Source organism: Chromobacterium haemolyticum (genome assembly GCF_002081825.1).
Classification (GTDB): Bacteria; Pseudomonadota; Gammaproteobacteria; order Burkholderiales; family Chromobacteriaceae; genus Chromobacterium; species Chromobacterium fluminis.
In genome coordinates this window covers 1-15,844 of the sequence record NZ_MUKU01000018.1, presented here as the reverse complement: position 1 = coordinate 15,844, position 15,844 = coordinate 1, and the positions used below count along the sequence as shown (strand labels likewise).

The 15,844-nt window shown below is 62.1% G+C and carries 14 protein-coding genes and 1 rRNA gene; 7 read left to right on the top strand and 8 right to left on the bottom strand.

Translation table 11 applies throughout. The features are described 5' to 3' along the window. Nucleotides 1-162 precede the first annotated feature (162 nt). Nucleotides 163-702 (bottom strand): AAA family ATPase, encoded by a 540-nt coding sequence (locus B0T39_RS14450; protein ID WP_254894562.1) that lies wholly within the window; start codon nucleotides 700-702, stop codon nucleotides 163-165. Here B0T39_RS14450 and B0T39_RS25115 point away from each other — a divergent pair. Further along, nucleotides 689-1,009 (top strand): hypothetical protein, encoded by a 321-nt coding sequence (locus tag B0T39_RS25115; protein WP_141111233.1) that lies wholly within the window; start codon nucleotides 689-691, stop codon nucleotides 1,007-1,009. The genes B0T39_RS14450 and B0T39_RS25115 overlap by 14 nt on opposite strands. A gap of 353 nt (nucleotides 1,010-1,362) precedes the next feature. On the opposite strand, the gene B0T39_RS14445 is transcribed toward B0T39_RS25115, so the two are convergent. Together B0T39_RS14445 and B0T39_RS14440 are read right to left on the bottom strand one after the other, a co-directional pair. Then, nucleotides 1,363-2,361, bottom strand: a complete 999-nt coding sequence (locus tag B0T39_RS14445) for an asparaginase (RefSeq protein ID WP_081547781.1) — start codon at nucleotides 2,359-2,361, stop codon at nucleotides 1,363-1,365. Nucleotides 2,362-2,401: 40 nt separating this feature from the next. Continuing rightward, the gene (locus tag B0T39_RS14440) at nucleotides 2,402-3,136 is read right to left on the bottom strand and encodes a UTRA domain-containing protein (protein WP_081547779.1); all 735 of its coding nucleotides are present in this window, start codon (nucleotides 3,134-3,136) and stop codon (nucleotides 2,402-2,404) included. A 208-nt stretch (nucleotides 3,137-3,344) separates the two neighbouring features. On the opposite strand from B0T39_RS14440, the gene B0T39_RS14435 reads away from it, so the two are divergent. The 4 genes from B0T39_RS14435 (at nucleotide 3,345) to B0T39_RS14420 (ending at nucleotide 7,252) form a co-directional block, all read left to right on the top strand. Beyond that, nucleotides 3,345-4,439: an ABC transporter substrate-binding protein gene (locus B0T39_RS14435; protein WP_081547923.1), complete on the top strand. Its 1,095-nt coding sequence runs from the start codon at nucleotides 3,345-3,347 to the stop codon at nucleotides 4,437-4,439. 67 nt (nucleotides 4,440-4,506) lie between these two features. Continuing rightward, a complete protein-coding gene (locus tag B0T39_RS14430) occupies nucleotides 4,507-5,418 on the top strand; it encodes an ABC transporter permease (RefSeq protein ID WP_081547777.1) in 912 nt (303 codons plus the stop codon). Further along, the gene (locus tag B0T39_RS14425) at nucleotides 5,415-6,233 is read left to right on the top strand and encodes an ABC transporter permease (protein ID WP_081547775.1); all 819 of its coding nucleotides are present in this window, start codon (nucleotides 5,415-5,417) and stop codon (nucleotides 6,231-6,233) included. The genes B0T39_RS14430 and B0T39_RS14425 overlap by 4 nt, the downstream gene beginning before the upstream one ends. A gap of 14 nt (nucleotides 6,234-6,247) precedes the next feature. Further along, a complete protein-coding gene (locus tag B0T39_RS14420; RefSeq protein ID WP_081547773.1) occupies nucleotides 6,248-7,252 on the top strand; it encodes an ABC transporter ATP-binding protein in 1,005 nt (334 codons plus the stop codon). On the opposite strand, the gene B0T39_RS14415 is transcribed toward B0T39_RS14420, so the two are convergent. Further along, nucleotides 7,249-9,093, bottom strand: coding sequence for a methyl-accepting chemotaxis protein (locus B0T39_RS14415; protein ID WP_081547771.1), 1,845 nt, complete (start codon nucleotides 9,091-9,093; stop codon nucleotides 7,249-7,251). The two genes, B0T39_RS14420 and B0T39_RS14415, sit on opposite strands and share 4 nt — an antisense overlap. A 186-nt stretch (nucleotides 9,094-9,279) precedes the next feature. Further along, complete coding sequence (locus B0T39_RS14410; RefSeq protein ID WP_081547921.1) at nucleotides 9,280-10,608, bottom strand: sodium-dependent transporter; 1,329 nt, start codon at nucleotides 10,606-10,608, stop codon at nucleotides 9,280-9,282. Between the two features lie 612 nt (nucleotides 10,609-11,220). Here B0T39_RS14410 and B0T39_RS14405 point away from each other — a divergent pair. After that, a complete protein-coding gene (locus tag B0T39_RS14405) occupies nucleotides 11,221-12,153 on the top strand; it encodes a PAS domain-containing protein (RefSeq protein WP_166452577.1) in 933 nt (310 codons plus the stop codon). Nucleotides 12,154-12,257: 104 nt separating this feature from the next. On the opposite strand, the gene B0T39_RS14400 is transcribed toward B0T39_RS14405, so the two are convergent. Beyond that, nucleotides 12,258-13,655 carry a NarK family nitrate/nitrite MFS transporter gene (locus B0T39_RS14400; RefSeq protein WP_081547767.1) on the bottom strand — a complete coding sequence of 466 codons (1,398 nt, stop codon included), beginning with the start codon at nucleotides 13,653-13,655 and terminating at the stop codon, nucleotides 12,258-12,260. Between the two features lie 98 nt (nucleotides 13,656-13,753). After that, nucleotides 13,754-15,004: an MFS transporter gene (locus tag B0T39_RS14395; RefSeq protein ID WP_081547765.1), complete on the bottom strand. Its 1,251-nt coding sequence runs from the start codon at nucleotides 15,002-15,004 to the stop codon at nucleotides 13,754-13,756. A 268-nt stretch (nucleotides 15,005-15,272) separates the two neighbouring features. Here B0T39_RS14395 and B0T39_RS14390 point away from each other — a divergent pair, with 268 nt between their 5' ends. Then, a complete protein-coding gene (locus B0T39_RS14390) occupies nucleotides 15,273-15,581 on the top strand; it encodes a hypothetical protein (RefSeq protein WP_081547763.1) in 309 nt (102 codons plus the stop codon). Between the two features lie 140 nt (nucleotides 15,582-15,721). Here the strand turns inward: B0T39_RS14390 and rrf are convergent. Further along, nucleotides 15,722-15,836 (bottom strand): 5S ribosomal RNA (gene rrf, locus B0T39_RS14385). Nucleotides 15,837-15,844 lie beyond the last annotated feature (8 nt).

Genomic DNA, 15,844 nt, shown 5'->3' with positions numbered 1-15,844 from the left:
GTGGACAAGAACCGCAGCGCCTTCATTTTTCACGCCTTTTTACTGTCGCTTATTTTTTAATCTATCGCCAACAACTATCCACGCCATGGCAGGACAAGCTTGTGGGCCTGTTGTGGATAATTGCGGCAATTTGCTGAATTTCCAGCGCTTTATTCTTGCCGATCAAAATTTAGGCAATTCGCCAGGCCAGATCGCGGCCAGCGCGGCCCGCGCCTGAGCCATGCGCCGTTCGTGCGCGCCGCTCACCCTCGTCGCGTCAATCCCCGCGTCTTGCAGCGCCTGCCGGTAGAGCCCGAACAACCAGTCCCGCTGAGTCGGGTGGCTGCGCAGCGGATCCGGCTCCCAGGGAATGTCCGGCTCGGCCAGCAGAGTCAAGGCGTAATCGCTGGGCCGGCACAGCTCCAACAAGCCGGGACTGCAGCGCCCATGCGCCACCTCGCTCCAGATCTTGCAATTCAATGCGGTGGTGTCGCACAACAAGACTTGGACGTCGGCGGCCAACGACTGTTCCGCCGCCAACTGTCCGCGCGCCACTTCCTCAATAATCTCCGGCGTGGAACGGTACGACCGCGTGGCAAAGTAGTCGCGCGCGTATTCCGGCACCCAGGCGGCGGCAATGCCCGCCGCGTTCAGCGCCGCCGCCAGCGCGCGCGCCAGCGTGGTCTTGCCGCAGGACTCCGGCCCTACGATGGCGATCTTCAACGGCCGCGTCGCGCCCTTGGACATCCCACTGCTTTCAAAATACGGAAAAGCGGTCAATTATACGCCGCTTGCCGCGCTATCAACAGCCGGGCAGCGGTTCTCAACAAGCGAAGGGGACAGTCCTGTGCGCCAACTGTGGACAAGGAAGCTAAGCCCTTGCCGTGAAATGGATTTGCTTGACTTGATTAAAAAACAGGCGCTTCACTGGATTACCCACATCCAGCGTGAAAAGTCATGTGGGACAATTGTGGATAAGGCTATCAAGTCCTTGTTCCTCCAAGCACATTTTCGGCAGCTTATTTTTTAGGCAAAATAGCGCGCCATTTGATGCCATAGACATAATAAAACACCACCCCCGGCCATGGCAGGCCGCTGCCGATCGTCACCGCCGCTTGCCCACACCCAAGGTGTAAAGCCATGTGGGCGAGCTGTGGACAAGCGCGACAAAGTCCTGAAAAAACGGCACAAAAAAAGGCCGCTCAAAAAATGAGCAGCCTGGGTAGCACGCAGTGTCTTAGAGTCTATTCACGATCTCGCGAGCTAAGGCGAGACAAGGCGAAAACGGCTGAGAAAGCAGAGTGGTCATACGGTACATGAGCATTTCGAGTGCTGTACTCACCGTGCCACGTTTCACTACGCGAGCAAATCGTAAACAGCTTCTTAATGCGCGCTCATCTCGCCGCGCAAGGGTTTAGCCAATTGCGCCACCAGTTGCTGTCCGCTGAGGCCGGCGGACAGCAGCACGTACAACTTGGCCAGCGCTGCTTCCGGCGTCAGGTCCGCCCCGGCCACCGCGCCGGCGCGCGCCAGCGGCTGGCTGGCGGCATAAGCGCCCACTTCCACCGCCCCCCTCGGCGCCTGCGTGATGTTGAGCACCGCGCCGCCCCGCGCGGTCAAAGCCTTCACGCCATTCAATAGCGCCGGATCTGCCGGCGCGTTGCCGCTGCCGTAGCTCATCAGCACCGCGGCGTCCAAGGCAGGGTCCGCCATCAGGCGGCCAGCCAGCGCAGCCCCCTGGCCCGGGCTGAGGAACAGGCAGGCGATACTCAGATCTTCGCGCAGCGCCTTCGGCTGAAACTCTCCCAGCCCCGGCAACCAGGCGGCCTTGTTCCAATGCGGATGGATGGCGAAGCGGGCCAGCGGCTCCGCATTGGGCGAGCCGAAGCCGGCAAAATGCTCAACGTCCAGCTTGCGCGCCCGGCTGCCGCGCAGCAGCAGGCGATCAAAGGCGATGGCGACCTCATGCAGCTCAGGCTGGCGGGCCGCTTCCAACGCGTCGGCGACATTGTTCCAGCCGTCGGAGCGAGGATGCAGCAACGGCAGTTGCGCGCCGGTCAACACCACGGGCTTGGCCAGGCCGCGCAGGGCGAAAGCCAGCACGCTTGCGGTATAGGCCATGGTGTCGGTGCCGTGGATGACGACGAAGCCGTCGTAGTCGCCGTAACGCTCGGCCAGCGCGGCGATGATGCGGTTCCAGTGGCGCGGCTCGATGGCGGAGGAATCGATCAACTCGTCGAATTCGACCACGTCGAAATCCAGACCGGGACGGCGAAAGCGCTCCAACAGGCCGGGCAACAGGCCCGGCGACGGCGCCAGGCCGTCCGGGGTTTCGGTCATGCCTATAGTGCCACCGGTGTACAACACTAAAACGCGGCTCATGCGGTCTCCTGCAAACAGTGTCCAATGCCGCGATGGTAGCTCAATTCGCCGCTGCCGCGGCAGGACTGTCCACGCGCAGACGCACTGCGTCATGCCGCCAATACTCGTAATCGCAATCCAGAGTGGCGCCGGCGGCGTCTCGATTGACACGGCGAACCAGCAAAATGGGGCCGCCCTCGGCCAGCATCAGCGCCTGGGCCACGCTCCCCTGAGCCGCCGCCGGCAGGATGTCGAAAGCCGCGGCCGCGTATTCAATGCCGTAACGACGACGATACAGCCCGGTCAACGATTGACTCAGATCCTGGCCCTGAATGTCCGGAAAACGCTCCGGCCGCAGAAAGTGCTCCACGTATAGCGCCACGCGCCCGTCCAGGCTGCGCTGACGACAGATTTTCCATAAAGAGCTCAAGGGCGGCACCTCCAACGCCCGGCACAGCTCGGGCGAAGCCAGCACGGTCTCCACGCTTAAAAGCCGAGTTTCCGCCGTCCGTTGTTGCGCGTCGGCCATGCGCTGGAAATGGTTGCCGTAGAGCGGCGCGTACTCCAGCCGCGGAAAGGCGACGAACCAGCCGCGCCTTTCTTCGCGATACACCCGCCCTTCGGCCTCCAACACGGCCAGCGCCTCCTTCAGGGTGATGCGGGTGGTGGCGAACAGCTCGGCCAGCGCGCGCTCCGACGGCAGGCGGCCGCCGGGCCGCAACAAGCCGCCCTCGATTTGCTGCAACAAGGCGGCGCGGATGCGCGCGGCCTGGGAAAGCGGTTTCGGTTCAGGCATCAGGACTAGTCCAACGATCAGGTCTCCGCCGGCTTTTTACCAAGAAAAAATGACAAGGAAATTAACCGGCGCAAGCGCCTCCGGCGCCCCTGCGCCGATTCGTCACCAATCCGCAATCAAATTGCCATGCAGCGTAAACCGGAATGTCATCTCCGCGGAATACCATCAGCATCGCTTTTATTTGACCTAGTCCAAAGGGATGGATGCCATGAACAAACCGTTGCGCTGCGCCGTGCTGGGCGCTCTGACCCTGCTGGCCAACACCGCTTTCGCCGATAACCTGAACGCGCTGATCCAGGCCGCCAAGAAGGAAGGCGAGCTGAACGTGATCGCCCTGCCCCATGACTGGTGCGGCTACGGCGGCGTAATCGCCGGCTTCAAAGCCAAGTACGGCATCAAAGTGAACGAGCTCAATCCGGACGCCGGCTCCGCCGACGAGCTGGAGGCGATCAAAGCCAACAAGAGCAATAAGGGCCCGCAGGCGCCGGACGTGATCGACGTGGGCCTGTCCTTCGGCCCGCAAGCCAAGGCCGCCGGCCTGTTGCAGCCGTACAAAGTCTCCAACTGGAAAACCATTCCGGACAGCGTCAAGGACAAGGACGGCTATTGGTACGGCGATTACTACGGCGTGCTGGCCTTCGAGGTGAACAAGGATCTGGTAAGCAAGACGCCGACCGACTGGAGCGACCTGCTGAAGCCGGAGTACAAGAACGCGGTGGCGCTGGCCGGCGACCCGCGCGCTGCCAACCAGGCAATCCAGGGCGTGTTCGCCGCCGGCCTGTCCCAGTCCAAGGGCAATGTGGCCAAGGCCGCCGACGCCGGCCTCAAATTCTTCGCGCAGTTGAACAAGAGCGGCAATTTCGTGCCGGTGATCGGCAAAGCGGCTTCGCTGGCCCAGGGAAGCACCCCCATCGTGATCCGCTGGGACTACAACGCGCTGGCCGACCGCGATACCTTGAAAGGCAACCCCAAGGTGGAGGTGGTGGTGCCCAAAAGCAGCGTGGTGGCCGGCGTTTACGCCCAGGGCATCAGCGCTTACGCGCCGCACCCCAACGCCGCCAAGCTGTGGCAGGAATACCTGTTCTCCGACGAAGGCCAACTGGCCTGGCTCAAGGGCTATTGCCACCCCACCCGCTTCAACGATCTGGCCGCGCGCAAGAAAATCCCGCAGGACTTGCTGAGCCGGATGCCGGACGCCGCCGCCTATAAGAAAGCCCTGTTCCCCACGCTGGAACAGCAGGAGGCTTACAAGGCGGTGATCACCAAGCAGTGGGACGGCGTGGTGGGCAGCAACGTCAAGTAAGCCGGCCTCATCCCCTTGGCGCGCGGCGCTTCTGCCGCGCGCGGGCTCTCTTTGGAAACACGCCCTCATGTCCACATCTTCAGACTCACTCGCCGCCCGCTCCGGCCCGGCGTCGCCGCGCCGCGCCGGCGGCGGCTTCGTCTCGCTGTCCTGGCTGGGCGTGGCGCCGTTCTTCCTGTTTGCGCTGCTCTTCCTGCTGCTGCCCACCGCCCGACTGCTGCTGGGCGCCTTCCAGGACGCCGACGGCCATTTCACGCTGAACAATATCGCCCGGCTGTTCGAGCCGGCGATTCTCGACGCCTACAAGATCAGCTTGCAGATCAGCGCCGCCTCCGCGCTCTTGGGCGCGGCCTTCGGCCTGTTGCTGGCCCTGGCCGCAATCCGCGGCCGGCTGCCGGGCTGGATTCGTCCGACGCTGGCCACCTTCTCCGGCGTGGCGTCCAACTTCGCCGGCGTGCCCCTGGCCTTCGCCTTCCTGGCCACGCTGGGCCGCATGGGCTTGGTGACGGTACTGTTGCGCCGCTACCTGGATTTCGACCTCTACGCCGGCGGTTTCAGCGTGCTCAGCTTTAGCGGCCTAACCCTGACGTATCTGTACTTCCAGATTCCGCTGATGGTGCTGATCGTCAGCCCGGCCATCGACGGCCTCAAAACCGAATGGCGCGAAGCCTGCGACAGCCTGGGCGGCTCCGCCTTCGCCTACTGGAGCCGCATCGCGCTGCCAGTACTGTGGCCCAGCATCCTGGGCGCGGCGCTGCTGCTGTTCGCCAACGCCTTCGGCGCAGTAGCCACCGCCTACGCGCTGACCGGCAGTTCGCTCAACATCGTCACCATCCTGCTATACGCGCAAATCCGCGGCGACGTGCTGCACGATCAGAATCTGGGCTACGCGCTGGCCTTGGGCATGATCGTGGTCACCGGCCTGTCCAACGCCGCCTACATTTGGCTGCGCGGCCGCGCGGAAAGGAGCCGGATATGAAACACCAGCCTGTCCACAAGCCGTCGTCGCGGCTGGGCGCCTGGATCGCCGTCGTCGCCGGCAGCCTGTACTTCCTGCTGCCGCTCTTGGCCACTTTCGAATTCAGCCTGAAGATGCTGCGCGAGGGTTACAGCCTGGAAGCCTACAGGCTGGTTCTGCAAGATCCGGGTTTTCAGCAAAGCTTCGCCTATTCCGCGCTGATGGCCCTGTTCACCATCGTCATCGGCATCCTGTTGGTGGCCCCCACCGCGTTCTGGATCCAGCTCCGGCTGCCGCGGCTGCGGCCGCTGGTGGAATTCATCACCCTGCTGCCGCTGGTGATCCCGGCCATCGTCATCGTCTTCGGCTATCTGCGCCTGTTCGGCAGCGACGCCTGGCTGCCCTTGACCGGCAGCGAGCGCGGCACGGATCTATTGCTGGTCTGCAGCTATGTGACGCTGGCCCTGCCCTATCTGTACCGCTCCATCGACGCCGGCCTGTCCGCCATCGACGTGCGGTCGCTGGCCGAGGCGGCGCAAAGCCTGGGCGGCGGCTGGCGGGTGATCCTGCTGCGGGTAATCTTCCCCAATATTCAGTCCGCGCTGTTGTCCGGCGCGTTTCTGACCTTCGCCATTGTCATCGGCGAGTTCACCATGGCCAGCTTGCTGGCGCGGCCGGCCTTCGGCCCTTATCTGCAATTGATCGGCGCCAACCGCGCTTACGAGCCGGCGGCGCTGGCCATCATCGCCTTTTTGATCACCTGGGCGGCCATGGGCCTGCTGCAGGTGGCCGGCCGTCACCGTCGCGCGCTGCGCGAGGCCACGGCCTCGGAATAAGAAAGAACCCCACAATGGCATACCTGGACATCCAACATCTGCACAAGCGCTACGGCCAGCAAACGGTGGTGCACGACTTCAATATGAGGGTGGAGGCCGGCGAGTTCGTCACTTTCCTGGGCCCATCCGGCTGCGGCAAGACCACGGTGCTGCGCATGATCGCCGGCTTCGAAACGCCCAGCGGCGGCGCCATCCGCCTGCTAGGCGAGGACATCACGGCCTGCGCGCCGCAAAAACGCGGCATCGGCATGGTGTTTCAAAGCTATGCGCTGTTTCCCAATATGAGCGCAGGCGAGAACATCGCCTTCGGCCTGAAGATGCAGAAGCGCGCCGCCGCCGACATTCGCCGCAAGGTAGCGGAGGCGCTGGCGCTGGTAGAGCTGTCCGGCAAGGAGAACCATTATCCCCATCAGCTCTCCGGCGGCCAACGCCAGCGGGTGGCATTGGCGCGCGCGCTGGTGGTGGAACCGCGCATTCTGCTGTTGGACGAACCGCTGTCGGCGCTGGACGCTCGCATCCGCAAGAATCTGCGCGAACAGATCCGCGACATTCAGCGCCGGCTGGGGCTCACCACTATTTTCGTGACCCACGACCAAGAGGAAGCGCTGACCCTGTCCGACCGCATCTTCGTGATGAACCAGGGAAAAGTGGAACAGGAGGGCGCAGCCGAAACCATCTACACCCAGCCGGCCACCGAGTTCGTCGCCCGCTTCATGGGCAATTACAATCTGCTGTCCGTCGGCGACAGCCGAGCGCTGTTCGGCCTGGAAATCCAGGGCCATCTGGCAATCCGCCCGGAGTCCATTCAACTGTTGCCCGGCGACAGCGCGGAAACAGACAGCTTGCCGGCGGTGGTGAAGCAACGCCAACTGCTGGGGAACATCGTCCGCTATCAGGTGGAAAGCGCCGGCGCGCTGCTGCAGGTAGACCGGCTGAACCGCAATCCGGCGGACTTGCTGGCCGACGGCGCGCCAGTGAGGCTGCGCGTCCAGCGCGACGATATGCGCGAAGTACGCTAAACGTCCGTTGGCCGTCGGAAATAGGCCATCTGCCGACGCAAGCTGCCGGCGCGCTGCGACACTTCCTGCGCCGCCGCCGATAATTGCTCGCTGGCGGCGGCGTTGCCCTGAGATAGCTGACTCAGTCCCTGCATCACTTGATTGATGCTGCCCACATGCTGCGCCTGAGCCACGGCCTCCTTGGAAATGTCCCGCACCAGTTGCCGGGTTTGCTGGCTGGATTCTACGATGGCGCTCAGGCTTTTGCCCGCCTCCTCCGCCAGCCGCACGCTGCCCGCCGCCACCTGGCCGATCTCCTTGGCCGCGGTCTGGCTGCGCATCGCCAGCTTGCGCACCTCATCGGCCACCACGGCGAAGCCCTTGCCCAGCTCGCCGGCGCGCGCAGCTTCGATGGCGGCGTTGAGCGCCAGCAAATTAGTCTGATAAGCGATGTCGTCGATGATGTCGGTACGCTGGGCGATCACATGCATCGCCTCTATGGTTTCGCCGACGACCCGCCGGCCCTCCTCCGCCTGGCGCGCGGCCTCGCTGGCCACGTCGCCGCTGCGGCTGGCGTCGCGAGCCATCGCGAACATCTGCCCGGCAATCTCGTCCACCGAGTGGCTGGTCTGCTCGATGTCGGAGGAGGTTCGGCAAGCGCTGTCGGACAGGCCCTGCGATGCGCTGTTCAATTGCAGCGAGGCGTTGGCCACCGCGTCCGCGTCCTGCTGCACCTGCAGAATCACCCCGCTCAGTTTCCGCCCCATCTGGCGGATGTGCGCGGCCAGGCTGTCATCGTCGGACGAAGCCAGCCGCAGGCGGAAATCCAGTTGACCTCCGGCCAGTTCACGCATGCCCTGCGCCACCTCGTCCGGCTCTGCGCCCAAGGTCCGCAGAATACTGCGCGCCAGCAGCAATGCGGCGGCGATGGGCAGCAACACCCCGGCCAACACCGCCAAGACCAGCCAGCTTTGCCAACGCGCGGCGGACTGCTGTGCCGCCAAGGCGTCTCGAATCCGCGCCAATACCGCGTTTTGGACCTCCAGCAACGCGTCTATGCGCCGGCTGGCCACCTCGAACCACTCCTCGCTCGACAAGCTCTGCATCGCGCCCGGCCCGCGCGCCAACACCGCGTCGCGCAGCGATTCGTACGCGCTGCTCACGTCCAGCGCCCGGGCCAGCAAGCGCTCGTCGCCGTCGTTCTGCCGGTACAGACTGCGGCATAGCGCCTCCTGCGACACCATGCCGCTTGCCAGACGGAATTCGTTGATATTGAAGCTACCCACCGCCAGCACCCCGCCGATCAAGCCGCGCGCGCGGCCGGTGTACTCCGTCTGACAATGCAAGGCGGACCACTGTTGCACCAAGGCGCGCACGTCCTCGCTTTGCGAGTAGAACAGCGTGATGACTTTGGAAAGCCGCTCGATGACTTCGGTGTAACGCTCAAACGCCGGCAATGGCGAAATATGGCGCTGCGCCACATCGCGGCGCAAAGTAGTAAGCAGCTCCACCGCCGGCAACTGCTGGGAGAGAAACAAGCCCGCCTTGCGCGACAGTCCCTCGGCGGGTTGCTGGCGCAAGCGGACCAGCAGGGCATCGGCCAGCGCCTTTTGCCGCGGCAAGGCGGCCGGCATCGGCTTATGCTCGTTAAGATAGCGGTTGCTCAGGCCGCGCTCGCTCTGCAACGCGTGAATCAGCTCCCCCACTTTCTGTACATCGTCCACCAGCGCCTGGTCGCGTTGTAAAGCCTGGACCGTCCGCCATTGCGCAAAGGCAAACCACAAAGCGCCGCACAACAAGAGCAGCACCAGCGGAGCGATCAGCAAGGCCAGCTTGTGCACCAGCTTCAGACGGAAGTGCATCGGGTATCCTGTTTGCAAGCCATGGATCAAAAACCGCCGGGCGCATACCCTTGCGCGGCGGTCCAACCGCTCTAACTATAGGCAATGGCTGGGCAAGGCAATAACACTGACATGGCGAGCGCATAGATCAAGCGCGCGCAAAGAAAAACCCGCCGTGGAAGACGGCGGGTTGCGAGGAGACGACGATCAAGCCGCGCGCAGGCTGGCGATCATGATCCAGCCGATCAAAGCCGGCGCCATCGCCATGCAGAAGCCGCGCATCAGACGCATGCCGCGCCCAGCGCCTTCGCCGCTCAGTTCTCGGCGCACTACCGGCCAAGCCTTCCAGCCGACGAACAAGGCCAGCAGCAGTTCACCCACCGGCATCAGCAGCTTGGAGGTCAGATAATCCAGAAAGTCGAAAAAGCTCATGCCAAACAATTGGTACTCGCTCCACACGCCCAGCGACAGCGAAGCGGGGATGCCCAGCAGGAAGATGCCAAGCGTCATCACCCAGGCGGATTGCGTGCGCTTGAGGCCAAATTCGTCCATCGCGAAACTGGTCACCACCTCCAGCAAGGACACCGAAGACGTCAACGCCGCCAGCAACAGCAGGCAGAAGAACATCACCGCGAACAGCTGCCCCAGCGGCAGGTGGGCGAATACCGCCGGCATGGTGATGAAGGTCAAGCCCGGACCGGCCGAGGGGTCGAAGCCAAAAGCGAACACCGCCGGCAGCACCATCAGGCCGGCCAGGAAGCAAGTGGCCACCGTCAGCGCTATCACCCATAAGGCCGACCCCAGCAGATTAGAGTCCTTACTGACGTAAGAGCCATAAGTAATCATGATGCCCAGGCCCAGCGACAGCGAAAAGAACGCCAGCCCCAAGGCGTCCACCAGCATGGCGCTGCTGACCTTGGAAAAGTCCGGGGCCACGAAATACTTCACGCCGTCCCAAGCGCCGGGCAGCGTCAGGCCGCGGGCGATCAACACCAACATCAGCACAAACAAGGCCGGCATCAGAAACTTCGACAGGTTTTCGATACCCTTCTGCACGCCGCCGGCCACCACCCACACTGTCAACAAGGCGAAACCGGCGTGATAGGCGATAGGCTCCAGCGGATCGCTGATGAAGCCGCTGAAGATGGCGCCCAGAGTCTTGGCGTCCGACGTCATAATGCCGCCCCCCAGCGCCTTGACGATGTAGGCGATTGTCCAGCCGCCCACCACGCTATAGAAAGACAGAATCAGGAAACACACCAAGACGCTCATATAGCCGATGATGGGCCAGCCGCCGCCGGCCAACTGCCGGAAGGCGCCTACGGCGCCGGCCTTGGACGCGCGCCCCAGCGCCATTTCGGCCAACATCAGCGCCAAACCCAGCGTCAGGCAGATACCGAGGTAAATAAACAAGAAAGCGCCGCCGCCATTGGTTGCGGCGACATAGGGAAATTTCCAGATCGCCCCCAGCCCAATGGCCGAGCCGGCGGCGGCGAGGATGAAACCGAGGCGCGAGCCCCATTGTGATCTTGCCATAATGCAGTCTGCTTCTTTGTCCGAATATTTGTTTTTGAATCGCCGAAATCGACGCCCGCGCCCAAACGCGATCGCCGCAGCGGCAAAGGTGCTGTTTTGCGCCGACAAGGCGCGGCCCGCGCCAGGCCAGATCATGAAGCCCGGAAGCGAACGGAAGGGACCCGGCAAGCCGGGCAAGGGAGAGAAAATCGCCGTGTGGGCGGGCCAAAAGCCGCGTCAGGGGTGGCGACGGGCTATGGTTCTCGCTAGTGTATTTTGCGTACAAACGCCAATTTACCATGATTGATGACAATTTCCAGCGTACGCAGGCAATTAATTCTTATTTCCCGGATAGGTACGGCCATTTCCCGGCAAAGATGAGCAAGTCAGCCTCCAGCCAACAAGTTGAGCATGAAATATCTGTACTCAGGGAATACACTTAGAGCGGCTGACGAATATCAGTTTCACCCCGAGGCGGGACGCGCCGGCGCGGACAGCGCAAACAAGACGGCGAGCCGACGCAACCCGACGTCCGGAGTTTTGTCAGCAGCTCTTAGACAGCGGCCCCACTGCTACGCGCCTGGCCATCCCAGGTGCGAACTCGCCGGCCTCACGCGACTTACGGAGAGCCCTATGGCGATACTGCAAGCCTTTCAATCGCTGATCGACACCGTACAAGGCGCCCTGGTCATTGCGCTGCCCGCCGATGGCCAGATCGTCAGCGCCAATCAGTTGGCGGCCATCCTGCTGGCCACCCCGCACGGCGACCTGATTGGGCAACCCTTTTCCCGATTCCTGCCGGACCCCGTCGACGCAGAACAGCTGGCCAGGGAACTGCGTCGCACCAGCATGATCTACAACCGCTCGCTGACCTTGCAAGCCAGTGGCGGGCGGTGCTTCGAGGTGCAGATGTCGCTGCGCGAGGTGGAGCTGGAAGGCGCGCTCATGCTGATCTACAGCTTCAGCGACCGCACGGAAACCAAGGTGATGAGCCAGTTGCTGGATTTTGAGCGCAATTTGGTGGAGCGCTCGATCAGCCTGATGAAAAGCCTGCGCGCGGAAGAAAAACTAACCGACGACGACAAACTGACCGGTGTGGCCGGCATGCACCGCCTGCTGTCCGCCGCCCACGCCGAAACCGGCCGCGCACGTCGCTACGGCGGCGCCGTCTCCGGCTTGATCCTCAGTTTGATGAACGTGCCGGAACCGATGCCGGAGCTTGACGAAGGCTCGGCTCATCGCCACTTGCTGCGCCTCGCCGGAAGCCTATGCCTGCAAAGCACGCGCGATAGCGACCTCGTTGCCCAGCGAGAAGACGACGCCTTCATCATTCTGCTGCCCAACACCGGCGTAAGCGGAGCCAACGAACTGGCTCGCAGGCTCATCAAATCGCTGCGCCAGTTGAGTTTCGTGTATCAGGGAGAAGAACGCAAAGCGGCGGCCTGCGTCGGGCTGAGCGCCCTGCGCGGCAGTGAAAACACCCCCAAGCCCATGCTGGAACGGCTGAACGAAGCCCTGCAGAAAGCGCGGGAAGGCGGCCCCAACTACATCGTCAAACTCCCCTGAGCATCCCGCCCGGCCAAGTTCCCGCCCCCAAAGCATACGATAAACGACAAACCGGCGAGGCATCGTCTTGACGCCCCGCCGGTTCTGCTTCCTGCTTTAGCTTGTCAGCAACTCACTTCGGCGTTCTTGCGCGCATAGAACCACCAGCACAAGGCGATGCAGCTGATATAGAAAACAATGAAGCACAACAGTGCCGGCTCCGCGCCGCCAGTCGCCTTCATGGACGCGCCAAAGCTCTGCGGAATGAAATAGCCGCCGTAAGCGCCAATGGCGCTGATGAAACCGCCTGCCGCGGCCGATTCCTTAACCCCGTCCGCCTCGGCCTGCTTGCGCGCGTCTTCGCCGCGGCCAGCCGCCGCGCGCAGCCGCCCGGTAGTGAAGATGGTCGGAATCATCCGGTAAGTCGAACCATTGCCCACGCCGGCCATGGTGAACAGCAAGAGGAACATGGCGAAGAAACCGGCAAAGCTGCCGCCACTCAACTGCCCGGCCGCGTCATGCGCCGGCAGGAAGTGCAACACCCCCACCACCGCCAAGGCCATCACCGCGAACACCCACATGGTCACCCGCGCGCCGCCGAGCTTGTCCGAAATCACGCCGCCTATCGGGCGCACCAGGGCGCCGAGCAAGGGGCCGATAAAAGCGAACTTGGCCACCGGCACATCCGGAAACTGGGTCTTGGTCAACAGAGCAAAGGCGCCGGCAAAACCGATGAAGCTGCCGAAAGTGCCAATGTACAGCCAGCACATCAACCAATTATGCTTACGGCGGAAAATCACCGCCTGCTCGGTGAACGAAGCCTTGGCGTCAGCCAAGTCATTCATGCCGAACCAGGCCGCCGCCGTGGCCAAAACAATGAACGGCACCCAGACGAAGCCGGCGTTCTGCAGCCACAAGCTCTTTTCCACCCCATCCTTGACATAATGCTGCGCATCGCCGCCGAAGGCGCCGAACATGCCGCCAGTCACCACCAGCGGAATCACGAACTGGGCCAAGGACACGCCGAGGTTGCCGAAGCCCGCGTTCAAGCCGTTGGCCGCGCCCTTCTGCGCCTTGGGGAAAAAGTAAGCGATATTGGCCATGGAGCTGGCGAAATTGCCGCTGCCCAGCCCGCACAGCAAGGCGATCGCCAGCATCACCGGATAAGACGTCGTGGGATCCTGCACCGCAAAGCCCAGCCACAAGGCAGGGATCAACAGCGAGGCGGTGGACAAGGTCGTCCATTTGCGCCCGCCGACAATGGACGGCATGAAGGAGTAAAAAATGCGCAAGGTCGCACCGGACAGAGCGGGCAAGGCCGTCAGCAAAAACAGTTGATCCTTGGTGTAGTTGAACCCCGCGTTCGGCAGGTTCAAAGTCACCACGCTCCACAATACGGAAATAACGAAAGCCAGCGTGAGACACGGAATCGAAATCCACAAATTGCGCCGCGCAATACTCTGGCCTTCCTGTTGCCAGAACTCGACGCTTTCCGGCTCCCACCGTTTGATGACATAAGACATGACTCAACCCTCCCCGCCGGCCCAAGTCATGGCCAGACCAGCGCTATTTGACAATCTTTTAAAAGCGGATCGCTTCAGCGCCGCCATTCAACTCGAACTCAACGACTAGCTGCCGCCAGGCGTAAACGTTCCTCCGCCACCGGCTTGAACGAGTAATGCATCCAGACCAAGCTGACGCAGACCGTGCCGTACAGCAGCATGAAGCAGCTGGAGCGCACTCCCGCCAGATCCACCAGCGCGCCGAACAAAATCGGCAACACGAAACCGGCCAAGCCGCCAGCCAGCCCCACCACGCCGGACACCGCGCCGATGTTGTCGGGAAAATCGTTAGCGATGAACTTGAACACCGACGCCTTGCCCACCGCCATCGCCACGCCGGCAATGAACAAAACCGAGGTAAACAGCACGGAGTTCAAACCGATATGCAAGCTCCACGGCCCCTTAACGGTGGCCACCACCATTTCAGTTTGCGGATAGGACAAAATGAAGAAGCAAACCCACAACACCCACATCACCCACCAAGTCGTGCGATACGCGCCGAACCGGTCCGACATCCAGCCCCCGATCGCGCGCAGCACGCCGCCAGGCAAGGAAAAACAAGCGGCGAGAAAGGCGGCTGTTTTCATATCAAAGCCGTATTCGCCTACAAAATACTTGGTCAGCCACAACGACAGACCCACATAACCGCCAAACACCACCGAGTAATACTGCGAGTAGCGCCAAACCCTAGGGTCGCGCATCACCCGCAATTGATCGATGAAACGCTGGCCGCCGCCACTCAAATGCGCAGAGTTGTGATGGCTGCAAAACCAAAACAGCAGCGCCGTGGCCAGCATCACCCCGGCGTAGACCTGAGGCACCAGCGTCCAGCCGCCCAACGCGATCAAGGCCGGCGCCACGAACTTGTTCACCGCCGCGCCGGAGTTGCCCGCGCCGAACACACCCATCGCCATCCCCTGATGTCGCGCGTCGAACCAACGCGCCACATAAGGCGTGCCCACCGAGAAGCTGCCGCCAGCCAAACCGATGAACAAACCAATCAGCAAGAAATGCCAATATTGGGAGGCGTACTCCATCAGATAAATCGGCAGCACCGTGCTCAGCATCAGACAGAACAAAACAATGCGGCCGCCATAGCGATCGGTCCAAATTCCCAACGGCACCCGTACCAGCGAGCCGGACAACACCGGCATCGCCACCAGAATCCCGAACTCGGTTTCGTTCAGACCCAGTTGCTGCTTCACTGGAATGCCCACCACGCCCATCATCATCCAAACCATGAAACAGACGGTGAAAGCAAAAGTGCTGACGGCCAGCACCGAGTACTGCTTATATGCCGCGGATGTCATGTTTTCTCCCTCAGCGGCCAAGCGGCCGGCCAGTCCAACTCCATACTCACACCATACTGCTGGTACGCAGGAAAACCCATTCGCCAGACGTGGGCAAGCACAAGGAAAAACGATCTAATCGAAATAGTTCTTTTGGGTGGTATTCGAGAAAGGAACAACACAGTAGAGGGGGGAAAGCGGCAAGACTGGCTGGCTTTGCGCCAATGCAAGTTACAGCCCCGACGACATTGGCTAAGATAGGCACATTGCCAACAAGGGAGCCTCCCCCATGAATGCCGCCAAGAAAATACGCCGTTTCATCGAAGAAGGGCACGATCCGCAGCAAATGCAAGTGCTCAAAGAACTGGCGACCGCATTGGAAATGGGTCGCTCTTTCGACCTGAGCCTGCTCTACGATATCGACATGCGTTATTTCGACGTTGCCATTGATCTCCTGAAAGACTGGCGCTTCGACCATCACATCGCCTCTCGCAGCAAACTGCTGGAGCAGTTGCTAACCGAGATCGCTCCGGATAAACAGGTGAAAAAGCAGGAAAGTCCGACCGAGAAACCCTCAGCAGCCAAGCCCAAAAAATAACAAAACGGCGATGTCGTTTTGCTTCTTCTGCCCCGACGGGCCCCAAACGCAACAAAGCCTCCCATAGGGAGGCTTTGCTGTGGCGCCGAGGCGCAAATGCATAAAGCCCAGCTCGTGTGAGCTGGGCTTCGCAATGGGGCGTCTGGCGGTGTCCTACTTTCACATGGCGAATGCCACACTATCATCGGCGCTAAGGCGTTTCACGGTCCTGTTCGGGATGGGAAGGCGTGGGACCACCTCGCTATGGCCACCAGACATAAACT

Bases quoted from the DNA above. Each gene is read 5' to 3' on its own strand.
- B0T39_RS25115 (WP_141111233.1), top strand. From the start codon at position 689: ATGGCGATCTTCAACGGCCGCGTCGCGCCCTTGGACATCCCACTGCTT.
- B0T39_RS14445 (WP_081547781.1), bottom strand. From the start codon at position 2,361: ATGAGCCGCGTTTTAGTGTTGTACACCGGTGGCACTATAGGCATGACC.
- B0T39_RS14440 (WP_081547779.1), bottom strand. From the start codon at position 3,136: ATGCCTGAACCGAAACCGCTTTCCCAGGCCGCGCGCATCCGCGCCGCC.
- B0T39_RS14435 (WP_081547923.1), top strand. From the start codon at position 3,345: ATGAACAAACCGTTGCGCTGCGCCGTGCTGGGCGCTCTGACCCTGCTG.
- B0T39_RS14430 (WP_081547777.1), top strand. From the start codon at position 4,507: ATGTCCACATCTTCAGACTCACTCGCCGCCCGCTCCGGCCCGGCGTCG.
- B0T39_RS14425 (WP_081547775.1), top strand. From the start codon at position 5,415: ATGAAACACCAGCCTGTCCACAAGCCGTCGTCGCGGCTGGGCGCCTGG.
- B0T39_RS14420 (WP_081547773.1), top strand. From the start codon at position 6,248: ATGGCATACCTGGACATCCAACATCTGCACAAGCGCTACGGCCAGCAA.
- B0T39_RS14415 (WP_081547771.1), bottom strand. From the start codon at position 9,093: ATGCACTTCCGTCTGAAGCTGGTGCACAAGCTGGCCTTGCTGATCGCT.
- B0T39_RS14410 (WP_081547921.1), bottom strand. From the start codon at position 10,608: ATGGCAAGATCACAATGGGGCTCGCGCCTCGGTTTCATCCTCGCCGCC.
- B0T39_RS14405 (WP_166452577.1), top strand. From the start codon at position 11,221: ATGGCGATACTGCAAGCCTTTCAATCGCTGATCGACACCGTACAAGGC.
- B0T39_RS14400 (WP_081547767.1), bottom strand. From the start codon at position 13,655: ATGTCTTATGTCATCAAACGGTGGGAGCCGGAAAGCGTCGAGTTCTGG.
- B0T39_RS14395 (WP_081547765.1), bottom strand. From the start codon at position 15,004: ATGACATCCGCGGCATATAAGCAGTACTCGGTGCTGGCCGTCAGCACT.
- B0T39_RS14390 (WP_081547763.1), top strand. From the start codon at position 15,273: ATGAATGCCGCCAAGAAAATACGCCGTTTCATCGAAGAAGGGCACGAT.